General features: G+C 70.1%; 19 protein-coding genes. 4 read left to right on the top strand and 15 right to left on the bottom strand.

Going from position 1 to position 20269, the window contains the following annotated elements:
* Positions 1-128: 128 nt before the first annotated feature.
* Entirely contained in the window at positions 129-1292 is a 1164-nt protein-coding gene (locus ABD817_RS32805; protein ID WP_344922172.1) for an acyl-CoA dehydrogenase family protein, read from the bottom strand.
* A gap of 145 nt (positions 1293-1437) precedes the next feature.
* Here ABD817_RS32805 and ABD817_RS32800 point away from each other — a divergent pair, with 145 nt between their 5' ends.
* A complete protein-coding gene (locus ABD817_RS32800; protein ID WP_344922171.1) occupies positions 1438-2757 on the top strand; it encodes a UDP-glucose dehydrogenase family protein in 1320 nt (439 codons plus the stop codon).
* Between the two features lie 658 nt (positions 2758-3415).
* On the opposite strand, the gene ABD817_RS32795 is transcribed toward ABD817_RS32800, so the two are convergent.
* Positions 3416-3652 (bottom strand): DUF397 domain-containing protein, encoded by a 237-nt coding sequence (locus ABD817_RS32795; RefSeq protein ID WP_344922170.1) that lies wholly within the window; start codon positions 3650-3652, stop codon positions 3416-3418.
* A gap of 401 nt (positions 3653-4053) precedes the next feature.
* On the opposite strand from ABD817_RS32795, the gene ABD817_RS32790 reads away from it, so the two are divergent.
* Positions 4054-4692 (top strand): HD domain-containing protein, encoded by a 639-nt coding sequence (locus ABD817_RS32790; RefSeq protein WP_344922169.1) that lies wholly within the window; start codon positions 4054-4056, stop codon positions 4690-4692.
* Between the two features lie 258 nt (positions 4693-4950).
* Here the strand turns inward: ABD817_RS32790 and purE are convergent, their stop codons facing one another.
* The 3 genes from purE to ABD817_RS32775 form a co-directional block, all read right to left on the bottom strand.
* On the bottom strand, positions 4951-5454 hold the full coding sequence (purE, locus tag ABD817_RS32785; protein WP_344922168.1) for a 5-(carboxyamino)imidazole ribonucleotide mutase: 504 nt from the start codon (positions 5452-5454) through the stop codon (positions 4951-4953).
* A gap of 179 nt (positions 5455-5633) precedes the next feature.
* The gene (locus ABD817_RS32780; protein WP_425583431.1) at positions 5634-6719 is read right to left on the bottom strand and encodes a 5-(carboxyamino)imidazole ribonucleotide synthase; all 1086 of its coding nucleotides are present in this window, start codon (positions 6717-6719) and stop codon (positions 5634-5636) included.
* Between the two features lie 240 nt (positions 6720-6959).
* Complete coding sequence (locus ABD817_RS32775; protein ID WP_344922166.1) at positions 6960-7904, bottom strand: DUF8094 domain-containing protein; 945 nt, start codon at positions 7902-7904, stop codon at positions 6960-6962.
* 299 nt (positions 7905-8203) lie between these two features.
* Here ABD817_RS32775 and ABD817_RS32770 point away from each other — a divergent pair, with 299 nt between their 5' ends.
* Entirely contained in the window at positions 8204-8767 is a 564-nt protein-coding gene (locus tag ABD817_RS32770; RefSeq protein WP_344922165.1) for a GtrA family protein, read from the top strand.
* 75 nt (positions 8768-8842) lie between these two features.
* Here ABD817_RS32770 and ABD817_RS32765 read toward each other — a convergent pair whose 3' ends face one another.
* From ABD817_RS32765 to ABD817_RS32725, 9 genes are all read right to left on the bottom strand, one after another.
* Positions 8843-10120: an ATP-binding protein gene (locus ABD817_RS32765; protein WP_344922164.1), complete on the bottom strand. Its 1278-nt coding sequence runs from the start codon at positions 10118-10120 to the stop codon at positions 8843-8845.
* Between the two features lie 3 nt (positions 10121-10123).
* Positions 10124-10792 (bottom strand): response regulator transcription factor, encoded by a 669-nt coding sequence (locus ABD817_RS32760; RefSeq protein ID WP_012888073.1) that lies wholly within the window; start codon positions 10790-10792, stop codon positions 10124-10126.
* A 251-nt stretch (positions 10793-11043) separates the two neighbouring features.
* Positions 11044-11526, bottom strand: coding sequence for a bacterioferritin (gene bfr, locus ABD817_RS32755; RefSeq protein ID WP_344922163.1), 483 nt, complete (start codon positions 11524-11526; stop codon positions 11044-11046).
* A gap of 15 nt (positions 11527-11541) precedes the next feature.
* Entirely contained in the window at positions 11542-11715 is a 174-nt protein-coding gene (locus ABD817_RS32750; protein WP_329093849.1) for a (2Fe-2S)-binding protein, read from the bottom strand.
* A 333-nt stretch (positions 11716-12048) separates the two neighbouring features.
* Positions 12049-12666 (bottom strand): MBL fold metallo-hydrolase, encoded by a 618-nt coding sequence (locus ABD817_RS32745; protein ID WP_344922161.1) that lies wholly within the window; start codon positions 12664-12666, stop codon positions 12049-12051.
* Entirely contained in the window at positions 12663-13748 is a 1086-nt protein-coding gene (locus ABD817_RS32740; protein ID WP_344922327.1) for an S-(hydroxymethyl)mycothiol dehydrogenase, read from the bottom strand. The genes ABD817_RS32745 and ABD817_RS32740 overlap by 4 nt, the downstream gene beginning before the upstream one ends.
* A gap of 79 nt (positions 13749-13827) precedes the next feature.
* Complete coding sequence (locus tag ABD817_RS32735) at positions 13828-14865, bottom strand: adenylate/guanylate cyclase domain-containing protein (protein WP_344922160.1); 1038 nt, start codon at positions 14863-14865, stop codon at positions 13828-13830.
* Between the two features lie 3 nt (positions 14866-14868).
* The gene (locus tag ABD817_RS32730) at positions 14869-15387 is read right to left on the bottom strand and encodes a PH domain-containing protein (protein WP_344922159.1); all 519 of its coding nucleotides are present in this window, start codon (positions 15385-15387) and stop codon (positions 14869-14871) included.
* A 33-nt stretch (positions 15388-15420) separates the two neighbouring features.
* Positions 15421-16245, bottom strand: a complete 825-nt coding sequence (locus ABD817_RS32725; protein WP_344922158.1) for a biotin--[acetyl-CoA-carboxylase] ligase — start codon at positions 16243-16245, stop codon at positions 15421-15423.
* Between the two features lie 153 nt (positions 16246-16398).
* On the opposite strand from ABD817_RS32725, the gene fdhD reads away from it, so the two are divergent.
* Complete coding sequence (gene fdhD, locus ABD817_RS32720) at positions 16399-17391, top strand: formate dehydrogenase accessory sulfurtransferase FdhD (RefSeq protein WP_344922157.1); 993 nt, start codon at positions 16399-16401, stop codon at positions 17389-17391.
* A gap of 234 nt (positions 17392-17625) precedes the next feature.
* On the opposite strand, the gene ABD817_RS32715 is transcribed toward fdhD, so the two are convergent.
* Positions 17626-20262: a phosphoenolpyruvate carboxylase gene (locus ABD817_RS32715; protein WP_344922156.1), complete on the bottom strand. Its 2637-nt coding sequence runs from the start codon at positions 20260-20262 to the stop codon at positions 17626-17628.
* Positions 20263-20269: the final 7 nt, after the last annotated feature.

The raw sequence follows: 20269 nt of genomic DNA, 5'->3' as shown, positions 1-20269 counted from the left end.
GATCGAATTGCTTCCGCTGCGTACGTGTCCGATGGAAACAGGAACTCGGGCTGGACGAACTCCATCACGCACACGGTGGGTACGATCCGGGTAATCCGCCGCCAACCGGATTACCCGGATTTGAGAATCTACTTCAGCAGCTGCCTGGCCATCACCACGCGCTGGATCTGGTTCGTCCCCTCGTAGATCTGCGTAATCTTCGCGTCGCGCATCATGCGTTCGACCGGGTAGTCGCTGGTGTAGCCGTACCCGCCCAGGAGTTGGACGGCGTCGGTAGTGATCTCCATGGCGGCGTCGGAGGCGGCGCACTTGGCGGCGCTGGAGAGGAAGGTGAGATCCTTCTGCGGCTCGCCGTGCATGGCCAGTTCGGACCTGGCAGCGGCGGCGTAGGTGAGCTGGCGGGCGGCCTCCAGCTTCATGGCCATGTCGGCGATCATGAACTGGACGCCCTGGAAGTCGGCGACGGCCTTGCCGAACTGCTTGCGCTCCTTGACGTAGCCGATCGCGTAGTCCAGCGCGCCCTGGGCGATGCCGAGCGCTTGGGCGGCGATGGTGACGCGGGTGTGGTCCAGGGTGGCCAGGGCGGTCTTGAAACCGGTGCCCGGCTCGCCGATCATCCGGGAGGCGGGGATCCGCACGTTCTCCAGGATGACCTGGCGGGTCGGGGAGCCCTTGATGCCGAGCTTGCGCTCCTTGGCCCCGAAGCTGACGCCCTCGTCGCCCTTCTCCACGACGAACGCGGAGATGCCCCTCGCCCCGGCGTCCGGCTCGGTGACGGCCATCACCGTGTAGTACTCCGACACCCCGGCGTTGGTGATCCACATCTTGGCGCCGTTGAGCACGTAGTGGTCGCCGTCGAGGACCGCGCGGGTCTTCATCGCGGCGGCGTCGCTCCCCGCCTCGGCCTCCGAGAGGGCGTACGAGAACATCGCGTCACCCCGCGCGACCGGCGTGAGATAGTCCCGCTTGAGGCCCTCGGAGGCCGTGAGCAGCAGCGGAACGGTGCCGAGCTTGTTGACGGCGGGGATCAGCGAGGACGAGGCGCAGGCCCGCGCCACCTCCTCGATGACGATCACCGTCGCGAGGGCGTCGGCACCGGCGCCCCCGTACTCCTCGGGAAGGTGCACGGCGTGCAGGTCCGCCGCGACGAGCGCCTTGTAGACGTCCCAGGGAAACTCCCCGGTCTCGTCGGCCTCGGCGGCGCGCGGAGCGATCTTCTCGTCGGCGAGAGCGCGGACCGTCTCGCGGAGCATCTCGTGCTCCTCGGGCAGTGCGTAGAGAGGGTAGCTCATGGGCAAATAGTAGGACGTCCAACAAAGCCTGGAGCGCTCCACCCCAACTGGTATGTACCCCGGCGTTTGCGCAGGTGGCAAAGTAGAAGCGCCAGATGCCGGTACCCTGTCGGCAAAGAATTGGGCAGAACCGAAAGGAGCACCAGTGGCCTACCGCCTGACGATGGTGGGAACCGGATACCTCGGTGCGACGACGTCCGCCTGCATGGCAGAGCTGGGCTTCGAGGTCCTCGGTCTCGACGTGGACGCGGAGAAGATCGCCCGCCTGCACGCCGGCGATCTGCCCATCTACGAACCGGGCCTGCAAGAGGTCCTGCGCCGCAACCTGGCGAACGGCCGGTTGCGCTTCACCACCTCGTACGAGGAGGCCGCGGCCTTCGGCGACGTGCACTTCCTGTGCCTGGGCACCCCCCAGAAGCCGGGAGAGTACGCCGCGGACGTGTCCTATCTGGACGCCGCGATCGAGGCGCTCGCCCCCCACCTCGACCGCGAGTGCCTGGTCGTCGGCAAGTCCACCGTCCCGGTCGGCACCGCGCAGCGCCTTGCCGACAAGCTGGCCCAGCTCGCCCCCATCGGCGCGGGCGCCGAGCTGGCGTGGAACCCCGAGTTCCTCCGCGAGGGCTTCGCGGTGAAGGACACCCTGCACCCCGACCGGATCGTGCTCGGTGTCGCCTCCGACAGGGCCGAGAAGATCATGCGGGAGGTGTACGCCTCCATGCTGGGGATAGGCACCCCGATCGTGATCACCGACTACCCCACGGCCGAGTTGGTCAAGGTGGCCGCGAACGCCTTCCTCGCCACGAAGATCTCCTTCATCAACGCGATGGCCGAGGTCTGCGAGGCCGCCCACGCCGACGTCAAACAGCTGTCCCTCGCACTGTCCTTCGACGACCGCATCGGCGGCAAGTTCCTCAACCCCGGGCTCGGCTTCGGCGGCGGCTGCCTGCCCAAGGACATCCGCGCCTTCATGGCCAGGGCCGGTGAGCTCGGTGCCGACCAGGCGCTGACCTTCCTGCGGGAGGTCGACGCGATCAACATGCGCCGCCGCGCCCGCATGGTCGACCTAGCCCGCGAGCTGGCCGGGGGTTCCTTCCGGGGCTGCACGGTCGCGGTGCTCGGCGCCGCGTTCAAGCCCAACTCCGACGACATCCGCGACTCTCCCGCCCTGGACGTCGCCGTCAAGATCAGCGAGCAGGGTGGCCGGGTCACCGTCTACGATCCCGTCGCCCAGGAGAACGCCCGCAAGGCCCACCCCGGGCTCTCCTACGGCGCCTCCGCCCTCGACGCGGCCAAGGGCGCCCACGTCGTGCTGCTGCTGACCGAGTGGCAGGAGTTCATCGCGATGGATCCCGAGGAGCTGGGCTCCGTCGTGGCCTCCCGCAAGATCGTCGACGGCCGCAACGCCCTCGACGCCGAGACCTGGCGGGCCTCCGGCTGGCACTACCGCGCCCTGGGCCGCCCCTGAGTCCGACGCCCCTCTTTCCGCCACGTTTCTCCGGTACGCGAAGCGGATCGCCCCGGACATGACGGCGGGTTCCCGGCCTGTGCCGGGAACCCGCCGGGTAAGCGTCGACTTCTCAGACATCGCATCGGTGACATCACCCCGGTCACCATGACCTTCTCGCGTCACCAGCCCCAATAACCCCAGCGGCGCCAACGACGCCAGCGGCGCCAGCGACGGCGGCGACGACGACGCCAGTACGGATCATGGGCAGGCCAGGCGCCTCCCGGGAACATCGTGATACCCATCGGGACACCTCTCTTCGTAGTAATCCCTCGGACATGACAATTACTACGATATGCGGCATTTCATCACAAAATATACCAAATTGCCCCCAAGTTAGCCATAGAACGATTTTGATCGGCATTACAGTAAGACCACTCACGTCACAGCAAAACAAATCGCCTCACGAAACCACTTCTTCCTGCGCGTTCGACAAAATGACTTTTACCTTGGCGAGAAAGTGGCGGCCGAGGGCGCGGGGCCCGTGGGGGCCGCGTCTTTCACCAGGTCGGCCCGGCAGGCGGGCAGGTCGCGACGACCGGGAAAGGCCACCGGGAGCACGCAGCGAGAAGGCCCCCGTCACCGACGAGGGCCTTCCGTCCGTCCCGATCCTGTCCGGTCAGTTGTCGAACTCGCCGAGCTTCACGCCCCCGACGAAGGCGTCCCACTCCGCGCGGGTGAAGAACAGCTTCGGCCCGTCGGGATTCTTGGAATCGCGCAGCACGTAAAGAGGACCTGACCCGGCCTTGTGGCCCTCTTCGAGAGCGTCGACAACGGCCACCTCGACGCAGTTACCGCTGTCATCCCCTTCGGGGGCCGCCTTGCGCCAGACGGCCTTGCTGAGGTCTGCTTCCACGTCGTCATCACCTTCGCTATGTCGGCGGTCGCCCAGCGGGCGGAGTCGTTCGAGCGGACCGCCCCGTAACGCCGGCATGCCTCCGTCACGCCCCGGGGGTGATCCGTGACGTGCCCTCCGGCGACGGCCCCGCGAACGGCGGCGGGCTCCACGCACACAGTATCCGGGCCGCCCCCGGCACTCGCAACGACGCGGACACCGAGCGGGCGCGCTCCCTCCGCCCCTCCGACCGGCCCCACGATGTCACGGTGTCACGGGGAGCGACGTATCGCCCGGCCGTGCGACGTCGAGGGAGTGACACGGCACCCGGCGCGGCGCGTGCCGGCCGGGTAGACCCTCACCAGGAGACCATCGAAGAGTTGGCGCAGGTCGGTGCTATTTCCAGTCCGAAGGAGACCAAGATGACCGTTCGTATCGCGGACGTGGAGATTCCCGACAGTGCCCTGGCGCGGGCGGCCACGGAGCTCGTCCGGGCGGCGGCCGAGCCGCTGGTGTACGACCACTCCCGGCGGGTCTTCCTGTTCGGCGCGTTCGTGGGCGACCGCGAGGGGCTCACCTACGACCCCGAGTTGCTGTACGTCGGCGCGATGTTCCACGATCTCGGCCTGACCCGGACCTACCGGACCTCCGACCAGCGCTTCGAGATCGACGGCGCGGACGAGGCCCGCCGGTTCCTGAGGGAGCACGGTGTGTCCGAGGAGGGCTCACGTGTCGTGTGGGAGGCGATCGCGCTGCACACCACACCGGAGATACCGCACCACATGGCCCCGGAGATCGCCCTGGTCACCACGGGCGTGGAGGCCGACGTGCTGGGGATCGGCCTGGACGCCATCCCCGACGAGGCCCGCGCGGAGATCGTGGCCGCCCATCCCCGTCCCGACTTCAAGCGCCGCATCCTGGCCGCGTTCACCGACGGCATCGCCCACCGCCCGCAGACGACCTTCGGCAACGTGAAGGCCGACGTCCTGGAGCGCTTCGTCCCGGGGTACGTCCGTACCAACTTCGTCGACGTCATCGAGAACTCCGCCTGGCCGGAATGACGCGTTCCCCGAGATTCCAGGCGAGGTCGGCGGGGGTCAGCGCGTCGAGACGGAACTCACCGCGGACTCGACGGGCTTCTGACTCCCACCGGCGCCCAGAGTTCCGAACACCGCCAGCACCGCCACAGTGAGTCCGAGGACGGCGCGGATAGCGTTCCTCATGATCCTCAACCTCCAAAGTATGTGAAGATCTGCTCCTTCCCCACGCGTCCTCGTCTATCCATCATGGTGTCAAGTTACCGGTCAAAGGCGGCGATATCAGGCGCCGAGCTGGGCGGCTTCAGCTCGAAGTTTCGCCCCCTTCGCGTGGGCCTGATCCTTGAGAGCGAGCTGGAACGCCTCCATCCTCGCCCGCAGGCCCTCGTCCGCGGCGGCGAGGATCCGTACGGCGAGCAGGCCCGCGTTGCGGGCGCCTCCGACGGCGACGGTCGCGACGGGGACCCCCGCGGGCATCTGGACGATCGAGAGGAGGGAGTCGAGGCCGTCGAGATACTTCAGCGGGACGGGGACACCGATCACCGGCAGCGGGGTCACCGACGCGAGCATGCCCGGCAGGTGGGCGGCTCCCCCGGCACCCGCGATGATCACCTTCAGGCCACGCCCGGCCGCCCCCGCGCCGTACGCGATCATCTCCTCGGGCATGCGGTGCGCGGAGACCACGTCGGCCTCGAACGCCACGTCGAACTCGGCCAGCGCCTCCGCGGCGAGTCTCATCACCGGCCAGTCGGAGTCGCTGCCCATGACGATGCCGACGGTGGTCATCACTTCTCCTTGCCTCGCGGCGGCCCGGAGGCCGCGTGCGCTCGCGGTGGTGCCGTGGTTCGGCGGTAAGACGATCCCGTACGCCTCCCGGTCGACCGGGAGGCGTACGGGAGTCGTACGGGATCTGGCGGCCCGGCGCCCCCGAGGCGCCGGAAGAGCGGGCCGACCGGCCCGCGGGCTCAGGTGTATCTTCCCTCGGTGAGGTAGACGGCGGCGTGCCGGGCACGCGCGCGGACCTCGTCGAGGTCGGTGCCCGTCGCGGTGACGTGGCCGATCTTGCGCCCCGGCCGCACCTCCTTGCCGTAGAAGTGGACCTTGATTCCCGGGTCGTGGGCCATCACGTGCTCGTACCGGGAGAAGATGTCGGGGTCGTCGCCGCCCAGGAGGTTGGCCATCACCACCACGGGGGCGGTCGGCGCGGGCGACCCGAGCGGGAGGTCGAGGACCGCGCGCAGGTGCTGCTCGTACTGGGAGGTGCGGGCCCCGTCGATCGTCCAGTGGCCGCTGTTGTGCGGGCGCATGGCCAGCTCGTTCACCACCAGCCCCGAGGAGGTGGCGAACATCTCCACGGCGAGCAGCCCGGTCACGCCCAGCTCCTTGGCGATGGTCAGGGCGATCCGCTGGGCCACCGCGGCCCACTCGGGGTCGAGACCGGGGGCGGGAGCGAGCACCTCGACACAGATGCCGTCGCGCTGGACGGTCTCCACCACCGGGTAACTGACGCCCTGCCCGTGCGGCGACCTGGCGACCAGCACGGCGAGCTCCCGCTCGAACGGCACGAACCCCTCGGCCATCAGCGGCACGCCGGAGGCCAGGACCTCGGTCGCGTCGTCCGCGGAGCGGCAGACCCAGACGCCGCGCCCGTCGTAGCCGCCCCGGACCGCCTTGAGCACGACCGGCCAGCCGTTCTCCTCGGCGAACCCCTCGACGTCGGCTGCCGTCTCGACCCGCCGCCAGGGCGGGCAGGGAACGCCGATCGCGGTGAGCCGCTCGCGCATCACGGCCTTGTCCTGGGCGTGGACGAGGGCGTCGGCGCCGGGACGCACGACGAAGCCGTCCTCGGCCAGGGCGCGGACGTGCTCGGTGGGGACGTGCTCGTGGTCGAACGTGACCGCGTCACATCCCTTGGCGAAGTCACGCAGGTCCGCCAGGGACCGGTAGTCGCCCAGGCGCACGTCGGCGATCACGCGGGCGGCGCTCTCGTCGGGCGAGTTGGCCAGGACCCGCAGCTCGATGCCGAGGGCGATGGCCGCCTGCTGTGTCATCCGGGCCAGCTGGCCCGCTCCGATCACGCCGACGACGGGTCCGATGGGACTGGCCAAAGAAGGGCTGCTCACAGCGGTTAAGTTTACTGTCCGCGGCACGCGACCAGGCGACGGGCGGCCGTCGGCCGGTCGGCGGCCACCGTGACGGAGAACGTGAGGGCCGCTCGCCGCCGTGACAGGGGGCGTGAGAGCCGCTCGCCGCTGTGACAGGGGGCGTGAGGGCCGCTCGGCGCCGTGGGATCAGTCCGCGGTGAGGGTGGCGAGGCCGCGGCGCAGGCCGGCCGTGCTGAGCTTGGAGCCGCTGCCGACGATCTCGGTGGCGACGAGCACGACCTCGGTCCCGGTGAGCCCGGCGGTCCTGCTCCTGCCGGTGAAACCCCGCAGGTCGGCCCTGCCGTAGATGGGACGGGCCAGGGTGGAGCGGCCCTGGCGGGCCCTCTGCCGGTATTCGATCTCCAGGGCGTGGATGACCAGGGCGCCGCCGCCGGGCAGCAGCAGCGCGCGCTGGGGGCCGACGAGCAGGCGGACGTCGGTGGTGAGGCGGTCGGGCCGCACTCTCGCCGGGCGCCCGACCAGCTCGCCGAAGAGATCCCGGGCCGGGTCGCCCCTAGGGAAGGTCACCCCGCTCACCCCCGCCGGGTCGGTGAGGTAGGCCAGGTAGCGCTGCGGCACGAGACGGGCCTTGACCCCCGTGCCGGGATCGTCGGCGGGCACCGCGCCCTCGGTCGGCTCGCGGACCTCGCCCCGGATCGGGATGGGCCCGGCGCCGAGCCGCCACTCCCCGGCCTCCTGGACGAACAGGAAGTAGGCCGGGTCGGGCTCGCGGGCCAGGGCGACGAACCAGCGGTCCTGGCCGGCGATGCCGGGCAGGTAGAACTCCGCCTCGCTGTAGGACTTCCTGACGGGGGCTGGGCGGCCGTTCCGGGTCGCCTCGCAGGCACGGCCGCCCAGCGCTTTCTCCGCCCAGGTGGTGAGCTCCTCGACGGTCGCGCAGTCTCGGTCGCGCCAGGCGTCGTCGAGCCTTCTCAGCAGCGTGAAGGCCTCGGTCGCCTCGGTGAGCTCCACCCCGGCGGACGCCTCGCGCGACGGGCCGGTCCCGGGGGCGGTGACCCGCGTGTCGCTCCGCGCGCCGCAGCCGGTCATCATCGACAGACCCAGGATCACGGCGAGGAGTCGGCGGCGCAAGGGTTGATCCCGGGGTAGTGGCCGTCGCGTGCGGCAGTCCGTCTGGACCGACCACGGGAGGCGGATTTCCGGGGGTCCGGAGGCTTCCCGTGATCTACGGGACCAGCGTAACGTCAGCACCCTCTTTTATCCGGTGTATGCGACATTTGTTGAAAAAGCGCCTGTTGACGGCTATGGACATCAACGAGTCAACCTCGCGCGGATCACCCCTCCTCACCGGTAACCTGGCCCGAAGAGTGTTCGAGGTCCTCCGACGCGGCGGATCAGCAGCCGACCCCCGAAAGGACCGTGCAGGCAACGTGGAGTTTCTCCGACACGCCTACCGGCGGCTCACCGAGCTGGTGCGAGAGCTGGCGAAGTTCGGGACGGTCGGCGCGGTCGCCTTCGTGGTCGACTACGGCGGCACCAACCTGCTCAGGTTCGGCCTCGACCAGGGACCGCTCACCTCCAAGGTCATCGCCACGATCGTCGCGGCGACCCTGGCCTACGTCGGCAACCGCTACTGGACGTTCAGGCACCGCGAGCAGAGCGGCCTCGCCCGCGAATACTTCCTGTTCTTCATGCTCAACGGCATCGGCCTGCTGATCTCACTGCTGATCATCGGCTTCGCGACCTACACCCTGGGCCTGAAGGACGCGCTGAGTTACAACATCGCCCTGATCGTGAGCACCGCCCTCGGGACCCTGTTCAGGTTCTGGTCGTACAAGAAGTGGGTCTTCCTGCCCAGCGCGCCGCCCCCGGAGGAGATCGTCCCCGGCGCGTCGCCGAACCGGCCGGCGGCACCAAACAGCCAGGTCAACGGCCACATGTATCTCCTGAACAAGACATCGGAGGAGAGCTCGCCCCCCACCGGCCCGCGCTAGGTCCGCGCCGGGTCCGAGCTGGTACGCGCTCCGCCCCGCCTCGTCCCGGGCCCCGCCCCGGCCGGGACGCGGCGCTCAGGCGGGCCCGCGGACGACGCGGTTCCTGCCCGTGTCGCCCACCTGGCGCAGGAAGAAGGCGAACGCCGCGGGACGCGATCGTACGAGCTCCAGGCGTCCCCCGTCCGCCGCGGCGAGTGCCCTCGCGAGGGGCAGGCCGAGCCCCGTGCTGCCGCCCCCGCTCACGTTCCGTTCGAAGACCCGTGGGGCCAGGTCGTCGGGGATGCCCTTACCCTCGTCCGCCACCTCGATGACGATGGACCTGTCCCTGGCGCAGGTGGTCATGGTCACCGTGCCGTCGCCGTGCTTCAGCGAGTTCTCCAGCAGGGTGGAGATCACCTGGCCGATGCCGCCCGCGGTACCCAGCGCCTGGAGTCCGCGCGCGCCGACCAGGCTCAGCCGCCGCCCGGCCCTGCGGAACGCCGGGCCCCACTCGATGAGCTGCTGGTCGAGCAGCCCGTCGAGCTCGACGATCTCGGTCTGCGCCTGACGCTGCCTTCTGGCTGTGGCCAGCAGCTCGTCGATCACGGCGGTGAGCCGTTCGGCCTGCACGATGGCGGCCTCGCCCTCCTCCTTGACGATCCCCGGTTCGTCGGCGGCGGCGACGATCTCCTCAAGTCTCATGGTCAGGCCGGTGAGCGGGGTGCGGAGCTGGTGGGAGGCGTCGGTCGCGAACTCCCGCTCCCTGGCCAGGAGGTCGGAGATGCGGGTCGCGCTGCGGTCGAGCACCTCGGCCACCCGATCGAGCTCCTGGATGCCGTAGCGGTGCTTGCTCGGTCTGGCGTCACCGGAGCCGAGCCGCTCAGCGATCATCGCAAGGTCGCTGAGCGGTAGCGTCAGACGGCGTGACTGCACGATGGCGAGCCCGACCGCGACCGCGAGGGCTGCCGCGGCGAGTCCCAGGATGAGGAACAACCACGCGCGGACCTCACGCTCCACTCCCGTCTTGTCCCGGCTGACCGCGACGTACACGCCGTTCTCCGACTGCGCGTCCTCGGTCATCTTCTGGCTCTCGGGGGGCTCGGTGCCCACCGTTATCACCTGGGGAGGCGTCCCTTTTGCGTAGATCTGAATGTAGAGATCGGAATACTTGCGTTCCAGTTGCTGCTCGTCGACGGGCTGGTCCTGGATCCGGGCGTACTCGACCTCCCCCAGCAGGCTTTTGGCGTGTGAGGAAAGTTCCTGGGTCGCCTCCTCCTCGATGAGCCGGTTGACCGCCACACCGAGGGGGATGCCGAGCAGCAACACCCCGATGACCGCGACGAGGAGGGTTGAGGAGAGAAGGCGGCGGCGCATCTCCTACTCGCGCTCGAACCTGAAGCCGACTCCTCGAACGGTCGTGATGTATCGGGGCTTGGCGGCGTCGTCACCGAGTTTCCGGCGTAGCCACGAGATGTGCATGTCCAGGGTCTTGGTCGACCCCCACCAGTTGGTGTCCCACACCTCGCGCATGATCTGCTCTCGGGTGACCACCTTTCCGGCGTCGCGGACCAGGACCCTCAGCAGATCGAATTCCTTGGTGGTCAGATGCAGCTCCTTGTCTCCCATCCACGCGCGACGGGAGTCGGCGTCGATGCGCACGCCCTGGACCACGGGCGTCTCGGACGTGCCGCGCCGCAGGAGCGCGCGGACGCGCGCCAGCAACTCGGCCAGGCGGAACGGCTTGGTCACGTAGTCGTCGGCCCCGGCGTCGAGGCCCACCACCGTGTCGACCTCGTCGACACGGGCGGTGAGGATCAGCACAGGAGTCCCGTGGCCCTCGGCGCGGATGCGCCGGGCCACCTCCAGGCCGTCCATCTCGGGCAGGCCCAGGTCGAGAACGATCAGGTCGATGCCACCCGATAGAGCCCGCTCCAGAGCCTGCGGGCCGTCAGGGCTCACCTCTACTTGATAACCCTCGCGGCGCAGGGCTCGCGCCAGTGGCTCGGAAATCGAGGTGTCATCCTCGGCGAGTAGTACACAGGTCATGTTGCGATCGTAGGACCTTAGGGGATCGTTTCCCGGGTACAGCGCGCGGTTTGACTCGTCGTTGACCTATCCATTGACCTGGGCAAACACTGATAAATCCCGGATAGTCATCCCGCAACGGCCGAGGGCCGGGGAGTAGGTCTCCCGCATTGGAAGTCCCTCGAAAGCACAGGCTCACCAAAGGATGGACCGACAAAGCAGAACACGCCCTACCAGAGGGGACCTGGTGGGCGTGTTCTGCTTTATTCACCTCAAGACGCCGACGGCGGCTCGGCGTAGCGGGCGAGGTAGAGCTGCTCCCCGAGGCTCCCGATGAGACCCAGCTCGGTCTCCAGGTAGTCGATGTGGCGCTCCTCGTCCTCCAGGATCTCCTCGAAGATCCGGGCCGAGGTGGCGTCGCCCTTCTCGCGCATCAGGATGATGGCGGGCCGGAGCCGGGTGACCACCTCCAGCTCGACGTCCAGGTCGGCACGGAGCTGCTCGGCGACGGTCTGGCCGATGTGCAGGGTGCCCAGCTTCTGGTAGTTGGGCAGGCCCTCAAGGAAAAGGATGCGGTCGGTGAGCTTCTCCGCGTGGCGCATCTCGTCGATGGACTCTTCGCGGGTGTATTTGGCCAGCCTGGTATATCCCCAGTTTTCCTGCATCTTGGCGTGCAGGAAGTACTGGTTGATCGCGGTGAGCTCCGCGGTCAGCTGCTCGTTGAGCAGTTCGATGATTTTCTTGTCGCCCTGCATGGCGGGCTCCTCGTGCTATGCGGTCGGCATCAAATCTTCAGACCGCTTTAGGATCGCACAGATTTTTCGCACGCAAGAAGCGCAGTCGCCCCCGGCCCCGGTGGCATCGCGGATCTGGCGCGCGCTCTTGGCCCCGGCCGAGATGCAGTCGTGCACCTCGTTTTCGGTGACCGCACGGCAGACGCACACGTACACGGGGTGCAACCTCTCTGGAGACTACCATAGGTTAGGCACACCTAAGCTAGCTCATTTGGTTAGGCTTGCCTACGTGAGCTAAAACACACGACCTTAATATCACCGTCACGAATCCGCGTTCCCATTCGGATCTCCGTCGGCCGACATGCGGAAACGCCCCCGGGATACCGGCCGCCTCTCGTACGGGTCCGTGAAAACGTCCCACCGAAACCCGGAAAACGTCTCACGAGAACGACGAGCACACCGCCGCGTACGGAGGCCGGGACACGCGAACGCGCCCCGGTGAGGACCGGGGCGCGTGAGCAGGCCGAGCGCGGGGAAAGCCGTTCAGTGGCCTCTGGCCAGCCACTCCTCCAGGTGCCCCGCCTCCGCGCCGATGGAGGTGGACGCGCCGTGCCCGGTGTGCACGACCGTCCCCGACGGCAGGTCCAGCAGCTTCTCCCTGATCGACTCGATGATCGTGTCGAAGGAGGAGAAGGACCTCCCCGTCGCGCCGGGACCGCCCTCGAACAGGGTGTCGCCGGTGAAGACCGCACCGATGTCCGCCCCGTACAGGCAGACCGCGCCCGGAGCGTGGCCCGGCGTGTGCAGCACGGTCAGCTCGATCCCGCCGGCCGAGAGCACCTGCCCGTCCTCGATCGGGGTGTACGGCAGGTCGGTGTAGACCATCTCCCACAGCACCTGGTCGGCCGGGTGGAGCAGGATCGGCGCGCCCGTCCGCGCGGCGAGGTCGGCCGCCGCGTCGATGTGGTCGTTGTGCGCGTGCGTGCAGACGATGGCCCTGACCTCGCGGTCGCCCACCCGCTCGGCGATCGCCGCGGCGTCGTGCGCGGCGTCGACGACGAGGACCTCACTGGCCGAGCCGACGATCCAGACGTTGTTGTCGACGTCCCACGTCCCGCCGTCCAGCGAGAACGTGCCGGAGGTGACGATCCTGTCGATCACAGGACCACCACCGAACGCAGGACCTCGCCGCGGTGCATCTTCGCGAAGGCCTCCTCGACGTCGCCGATGCCGATCGTCTCGGAGACGAAGCGGTCGAGGTCGAGCCGCCCCTGGAGGTAGAGGTCGATGAGCATGGGGAAGTCGCGGCTGGGCAGGCAGTCGCCGTACCAGGAGGACTTCAGCGCGCCGCCCCGGCCGAAGACGTCGAGCAGCGGCAGCTCCAGCGTCATGTCGGGGGTGGGCACCCCGACCAGGACCACGGTCCCGGCCAGGTCACGGGCGTAGAAAGCCTGCTTGTACGTCTCCGGGCGGCCGACCGCCTCGATGACCACGTCGGCGCCGTTGCCGCCGGTGAGCTCCTTGACCGTCTCGACCACGTCGGAGGTGCGGGAGTTGACCGTGTGGGTGGCGCCGAACTCCTTGGCCCAGGCGAGCTTGCGGTCGTCCACGTCCACCGCGATGATCTTCGAGGCGCCCGCCAGCCCGGCCCCCAGGATGGCCGCGTCGCCGACGCCGCCGCACCCGATGACCGCCACGCTGTCACCGCGGGTCACGCCGCCGGTGTTGATGGCGGCACCGAGGCCCGCCATCACGCCGCAGCCCAGCAGCCCGGCCACCCGCGCCGGCGCCGACGGGTCGACCTTGGTGCACTGCCCGGCCGCGACCAGGGTCTTCTCGATGAAGGCGCCGATGCCCAGGGCGGGGCTGAGCGGCGTGCCGTCCTCCAGGGTCATCCTCTGGGTGGCGTTGTGGGTGTTGAAGCAGTACCAGGGACGGCCCCGCAGGCACGCCCGGCAGTCGCCGCAGACGGCCCGCCAGTTCAGGATCACGAAGTCACCGGGGGCCACCTCGGTGACGCCCTCGCCGACGGCCTCGACCAGCCCGGCGGCCTCGTGGCCGAGCAGGAACGGGAACTCGTCGTTGATGCCGCCCTCGCGGTAGTGCAGGTCCGTGTGGCAGACGCCACAGGCCTGGACCGTCACCACGGCCTCGCCGGGGCCGGGATCGGGCACGATAACGGTCTCCAGCGAGACGGGCTCGCCCTTGCCACGCGCGACCACGCCTTGCACGGTGTACGGCATGTCCTGCACCTCATCTGCGTCTGTCATGGTTTCGACCCTCGCGGGCTCGCTTACCGGTCGAACGGTCCTGCGCCCAGCCTCAATGATTACCGGCCCGGCGTAAAACGTACGGCTGCACCACACCCAGGCCGCGGGCCGGCCGCTGGCGGATGCGGCCGACCTCGACGCCGGGCGCGTCCTTCAGCGCCTCGGCGAGCCTGTCGTCGGCGACGACGGTGCCGGGGCGGGCGATGGCCGTGAGCCTGGCCGCCAGGTTCACCGTCGTGCCGAAGACATCCCCCATGATCGGCAGCACCGGGCCGTACGCCAGCCCGATCCGCACGTCGGGCCCGTACTGCCGGATCGCGCCGACCAGGTCCAGGGCGATCACGGCGGCCGTCCGAGGGTCGGCCGCCGTGAAGAACACCTCGTCCCCGAGCGTCTTGACCATCCGTCCCCCGTGCTCGGCGACCACGTCCGAGGCCCGTGACTCGAAGCCCTCGACCAGCTCGGCCAGGCCCCGCTCGTCCAGCTCGCGGGAGACCCGGGTGAAGGAGACCAGGTCGGCGAAGCCCACCGCGAGGGTGAGCCTGGCCGGCGTGATCTCGTCGGTGATGTCGGCGAGCGTCAGCAGGCGGGTCCCGGCGGCGGCGAGCTGGGCGCGCCAGACGTGGACCAGCACCCGCTCGAAGTCGGGGAGCAGCCGGCGCGAGGTCTCCATGACCGCCGCCAGGTCCGCGTCGGTGGGCCGGCGGCCGGGATCGAGCATGGCGCCGATCATGATCTCGGCCTGCCACTGCGCGAGCCTCGCCGTCGTCTGGCCGAGTGCCCTCGCCATCCGGATGACGGTCCGGTCGTCCAGCAGGCCGCCCTCCATCATCGCCCGGACCCGCTCCAGGACGGCCACGTCCGCGTCGGTGAAGGCCACGGTGTCGTCGGGGAGCGTGGCGAACCCCAGCGCGCGCCAGATCCGCTCGGTGAGCTCCTGCGGCAGCCGGGCGAGGCTCGCCACCTGGATCCGGGTGTAGCGGGGGGACGCGCCGACGAAGAGGCGCTCGATCCGCTCGGCCGTCGGGCGCCCGGCGGGGACCTCAGCCTCGTCCCCGCCCTCCCCCAGGCCCAGGAGGTCACGCCCCATGGGTCACCGCCCGCCGGGTTCCGAGGGCTCCCCGTCGGCCGCGTCGTCGAGCGCGCGGAACAGCTCGGCCCGCACCTCCTGGATCCGGGGGATGTCCCGCAGCGTGATCCGGCCGTGGTCGCCCGCCGACTCGACGACCAGCGTGCCGGAGCCGAAGAGCCGCTCCACGAGGGTCTGGTCGGCGCTGACCGTGTTCACCTTGGTCATCGGGATGTCGTCGATGGACTTGCTCAGCACCCCCGTGCCGATGGTGAACCGGTGCGAGGTGAGGACGTACGAGGTGTTCTTCCAGCGCAGGTATGGAACGAACGACCACACGGTCAGCAGGCCGACGGCGACCACGGCCACCGCGATGAGCGCGTAGGAGCGGTACTCGAAGTCGGGCATGAAGAAAAGGGCGGCGCCGGAGCCCACGATGATCAGGATCAACGCGAGGAACGGGCCGATAAGTCGCTTCCAGTGAGGGTGGAACGACCTGATCCGTCGCTCCCCCTCCGTCATGTGGTGATCGGGTAGACCCATGGGGCAAATCGTGGCACGCCTTCGTGTCCCACGTCATGAGGTGTGAGGTCGAACATGCACGACGTCACCCGCGCTGAGCGTGTGCTCCTCCCCCTTGGAGCCGACGAGCAGGTGACCTGCGCGGTCGACGCCGGTGGCGGTGCCGGTCAGCACCCGCTCGCCCGGCAGCTCCACCCTGACCTCCCGCCCGACCGTGGCGCTGATCGCGAGATAGGCGGCCCGCAGGCCGCACGCCTCGGCGTCGCCGTCCGCCTCCGACCACTCGCGGTAGTGGGTCTCGATCTCCCGCAGCGCCGCGCGCAGGATCGGGTCGCGGTCGACGCAGGCGGCCTTCTCGATGGCCAGGGAGGTGGCGGTCTCCACCGGCAGCTCCTCGGGGCGCACGCTCACGTTGAGCCCGACCCCCACGATCACCGCGCTGTCGATCCGCTCGGCGAGCACCCCGGCGAGCTTGCGCTCGCCGATCAGCAGATCGTTGGGCCACTTGAGCCGTACGTCGACCTCGGCGATCCTCCGCACGGCCGACGCGACCGCCAGGCCGACGAGCAGGGGCAGCCACCCCTGTGTGGACAGGGGCGGGTCGGGACGCAGGAGCACCGAGAACGTCAGGCCGGAACGCGGCGGAGCACTCCAGACACGGCCGAGCCTGCCACGCCCGGCGAACTGGGACTCGGCGACGACGACGGCCCCCTGCCGCGCGCCGTCGCGGACGGCCTGCGCGAGGTCGGCGTTGGTCGATCCGGTCCTGTCGACCACGGAGATCCCGGACCAGAGGCCACCGGGACGGACCAGCGCGCGGGTGAGAGCCGCCTCGGAAAGCGGCGGGCGGTCGAGATCAGTGAAGGGCGAGTCGAGCACTTAGCCATCTTGCCTCCACTAACGACCCCCTGTTACCGAATTAATCCAATGACCAGGGAATACTGTTACCGAAGTCTGGGGGGGCGGGCAAGGCAGGGCTTTCGGTCGGGCCTGGAAATCGTGCGGACGGTTGCGAAAAGAGATGATGAACGCATGAGCCGACATCTCAACGCGCGGAACGACACCGGGCGGAACGACACCGGCCTGAAGGACGATCCGGGCTCCGAGCTGGGTACGGCCTCAAAGGCGCGTCAGAGCTCCATGGTGAACGCGGACTCGAACGCGGACTCGGAGGTGGTGGAGGCCGTGCGGAGGCCGGGGCCCACCACCCGGGCGCGGGTCGGGCAGATGCGGGCGGGGACCGTCCACGAGCGCCGGGACGACCTGGCCACCGAGGAGCCGCTGGAGATCCGCGTCCAGGCGGGCGAGGAGCGCCGCACGGTCGCGATCACCATGCGCACCCCCGGGCACGACTTCGAGCTGGCCGCCGGGTTCCTGTACGGCGAGGGCCTCGCGGCACCGGCGGACGTCGCGTCCATCGCCTACTGCACCGACGAGGACGTGCCGCCGGAGGCGCGCTACAACACGGTGACCGTGCGGCTGCGCGGTGGCGGGCTGCCCGACCTGCCCTCGCTCGACCGGCACTTCATGACGTCGAGCGCGTGCGGCGTCTGCGGTACCGCGAGCCTCGACGCCCTGCGTGGCCGCTGCTCGCCGCTGCCCGCCCAGGGGGACCTGCTGATCTCCCCCGAGGTCCTGTACGGCCTTCCCGGCAGGTTGAGAAGCGCCCAGGGGGTCTTCGGCAAGACCGGAGGGCTGCACGCGGCCGGTCTGTTCACCGCCGGGGGTGAGCCGCTCGCGGTCCGCGAGGACGTGGGACGGCACAACGCGCTGGACAAGCTGGTCGGCTGGGCCATGATGACCGGGAGGCTGCCGCTGGCCGGGCACGTGCTGATGGTCAGCGGGCGGACCAGCTACGAGATCATGCAGAAGGCCCTCACCGCGGGCCTGCCGGTCGTCTGCGCGGTCTCCGCGCCGTCCTCCCTCGCCGTCGACCTGGCCAGGGAGTTCGGGATGACGCTGGTCGGCTTCCTGCGCGAGGAGCGCTTCAACCTCTACGCGGGGGCGCACCGCGTCGCCCGCTGAGCCGCGCCGGGCCGTCCGCCCCACTCCCCCTGACGACCCTCTGCCCGCCCCTGAGCCGCCCCCTCCGGCCCCCGAACGTCCACCCCTGCGGATAAGGGCCGCTCTCATCTTGAATCGCCCATAGTGGACTTCTGGGCCGTCCACTCACGCCGGGGAGCCGTCCTCGTCGGGCGGGGCGGATCCCGGCGAGCCTCTCCACGGCCGGAGCCTCCCGGCCGTGGAGAGGCTCGCGGATCACCCGGTGTTCTGCAGGCCCGCGGCGACGCCGTTGACCGACAGGAGCAGCAGCGTGGACAGGCGCTCGCGCTCGTCCTCCGACAGCCCCTCGTCCGCGCGGAGGGTGGACAGGGCGCGCAACTGCAGGTGGGAGAGCGCGTCCACGTACGGGTCGCGGAGCTGCACAGCGCGCGACAGGACCCTGCGGTCCTCCAGCAGGCGGGTGTGGCCGGTGATCTCCAGGACCAGGCGGCGCGTCAGGTCGTACTCGGCCAGGACCTGCTCGACGAAGTCGTCCCTGGCGCCGAGCGCGAGGTAGCGGGCGGCGATGTCGCGGTCGGTCTTGGCCAGCGACATCTCCACGTTGTCCAGCAGCGAGGCGAACAGCGGCCACTCGCGGTAGGCGGCGCGCAGCTCGTCCAGGCCCGCCTCGGAGATCACCGCCTCCAGGCCGCTGCCCAGGCCGTACCAGCCGGGCAGGTTGACCCGGGTCTGGGCCCAGGCGAACACCCACGGGATGGCCCGCAGGTCGTCCAGGGACCGGGGGGCACCGAGGCCGCGCCGGGCGGGGCGGGAGCCCAGGCGGAGCGAGCCGATCTCCTCCAGCGGGCTGACCAGGGAGAACCACTCTGGGAACCCGGGTGCCTCGGTCAGCCCGCGGTAGGCCCTCTCCGAGGCGGAGGCGACCCGCTCGGCCACGCCGCGGAAGCGTCCCGCCGCCTCGGCCGTACGGGCCTCGATGGACGGGGTGGAGGCGAGCAGCACCGCCGAGGTGACCTGCTCCATGTGGCGGCGGGCGATGGCGTCGTGGCCGTAGCGGGCGAAGATGACCTCGCCCTGCTCGGTGACCTTGAACCTGCCGCCGACCGAGCCGGGAGCCTGCGCGAGCACGGCCCGGTTCGCCGGGCCGCCACCCCGGCCCAGGGCGCCGCCCCGGCCGTGGAACAGCGTCAGCGGTACGTCGTGCTCGGCCGACCAGGCGGCCAGCTCCTCCTGGGCCTCGTAGAGCTTCAGGGTCGCGGCGGCCGGGCCGAGCTCCTTGGCGGAGTCGGAGTAGCCGAGCATGACCTCCAGGCGCCGGTCGTCGGCGAGCCTGGCCTGTACGGCCGGGATCTCCAGCATTCCCGACAGGACGGTGGGGGCGGCGGCCAGGTCGGCGCCCGACTCGAACAGCGGGACCACGTCGAGCAGCGGCGGCCGGCCGCCCGTCGCGTGCGCGGCCAGCGTGTGGACCGCGGCGATGTCGTCGGCCGATCGGGTGAAGGAGACCACGTAGCGGGAACAGGCGGTCACCCCGAACCGCTCTTGGATCCAGGCGATCGTGCGGATCGTGGCCAGGACCTCCTCGGTCCGCTCGGAGGTGCGCCCGTCGGCGATCTCCTCCAGCGCGGCGGCGTGGACCTGCGAGTGCTGGCGGACCTCCAGTTCGGCCAGGTGGAAGCCGAACGTCTCCACCTGCCAGATGAGGTGCTGCAGCTCCCCGTACGCCTGGCGGTTCGCCCCGGCCTCGACCAGCGAGTCCTGGGCCGTGCGCAGGTCGGTCAGGAGCTGCTCGGGCGAGCGGTAGGCCAGGTCGAGGCCACGCTGGCGGGTGGCCGCGATGCGGGCGGCGACGAACATCAGCCACTGCCGGTGCGGCTCCCTCGGGGAGCGGGTGGCCATCTCCGAGACGACGTCGGGGTGGTCGTTCACCGCGCTCGACAGCGCGGCCCGCAACCCGGCCGAGGCGGGGGTGTAGTCGGCGGTGAGGGTGAGCGAACGGCCGATCCTCAGCGTGGCGTTCTCCAGGGCGATCAGCACGTGCTCGGCCTGGATGAGGACGGCGTCCCTGGTCACCTTGGAGGTGACGTTCGGGTTGCCGTCGCGGTCGCCGCCGATCCAGCTGCCGTACCTGATGAAGGCGCGGGCCCTCGGCCCGCCGGTGCCGCCTCCCCCGCCGAGCGCGGCGTCCAGGGCGCGATAGACCTGCGGGACCACCCGGAAGAGGGTCTCGTCGAAGGCCGCCATCGCGGTGCGCACCTCGTCCAGCGGGTCGAGCTTGGTGGACCGCAGCTGGGCGGTCCGCCACAGCAGGTCGATCTCCTCCAGCAGCCGCCGCCGGGTCTCCGCCCGCTCGGCCGCGCCCCTGTCGGAGCTGTTGTACGCGGTGAGCTGGCCGCTGATGCGCTGGATCGCGGTGACCACGGCGCGCCTGCGGGCCTCGGTGGGGTGCGCGGTCAGCACGGGGTGCAGGCGCAGCCCCTCGACCAGGTCGGCGACCTTGTCGTCGCCGAGCTCCTGGACGGCCTGCGCGAGGGACTCGGGCAGCGGCTCCTCGCCGGTGTCGCGGACCCTGAGCGTGCGGATCCTGAAGTGCTCCTCGGCCAGGTTCGCCAGGTGGAAGTAGCACGTGAACGCACGGGCGATCTGCACCGCGCGGTCGATCGGCCACTCGGCCACCATCGCGGTGATCTCGTCGACGGACACCTGCTTTCTGCGGGCGCCGATGACGGCCTTGCGCAGCCGTTCGACGTCGGCGAGCAGGTCATCGCCGCCATGCTCGGCGATGACCTGCCCCAGGAGCCCACCGAGCAGTCGCACGTCCGCGCGCAGCTCGTCGGGCATCTCGGTGACAGCGGAGGAACGCTCTGCCTGGTGGGACACGGTGGCGGGCATGCCCGTC

The sequence above is a fragment of the Streptosporangium oxazolinicum genome (assembly GCF_039537505.1).
GTDB lineage: Bacteria > Actinomycetota > Actinomycetes > Streptosporangiales > Streptosporangiaceae > Streptosporangium > Streptosporangium oxazolinicum.
This window is presented reverse-complemented; position numbering and strand designations above follow the sequence as displayed.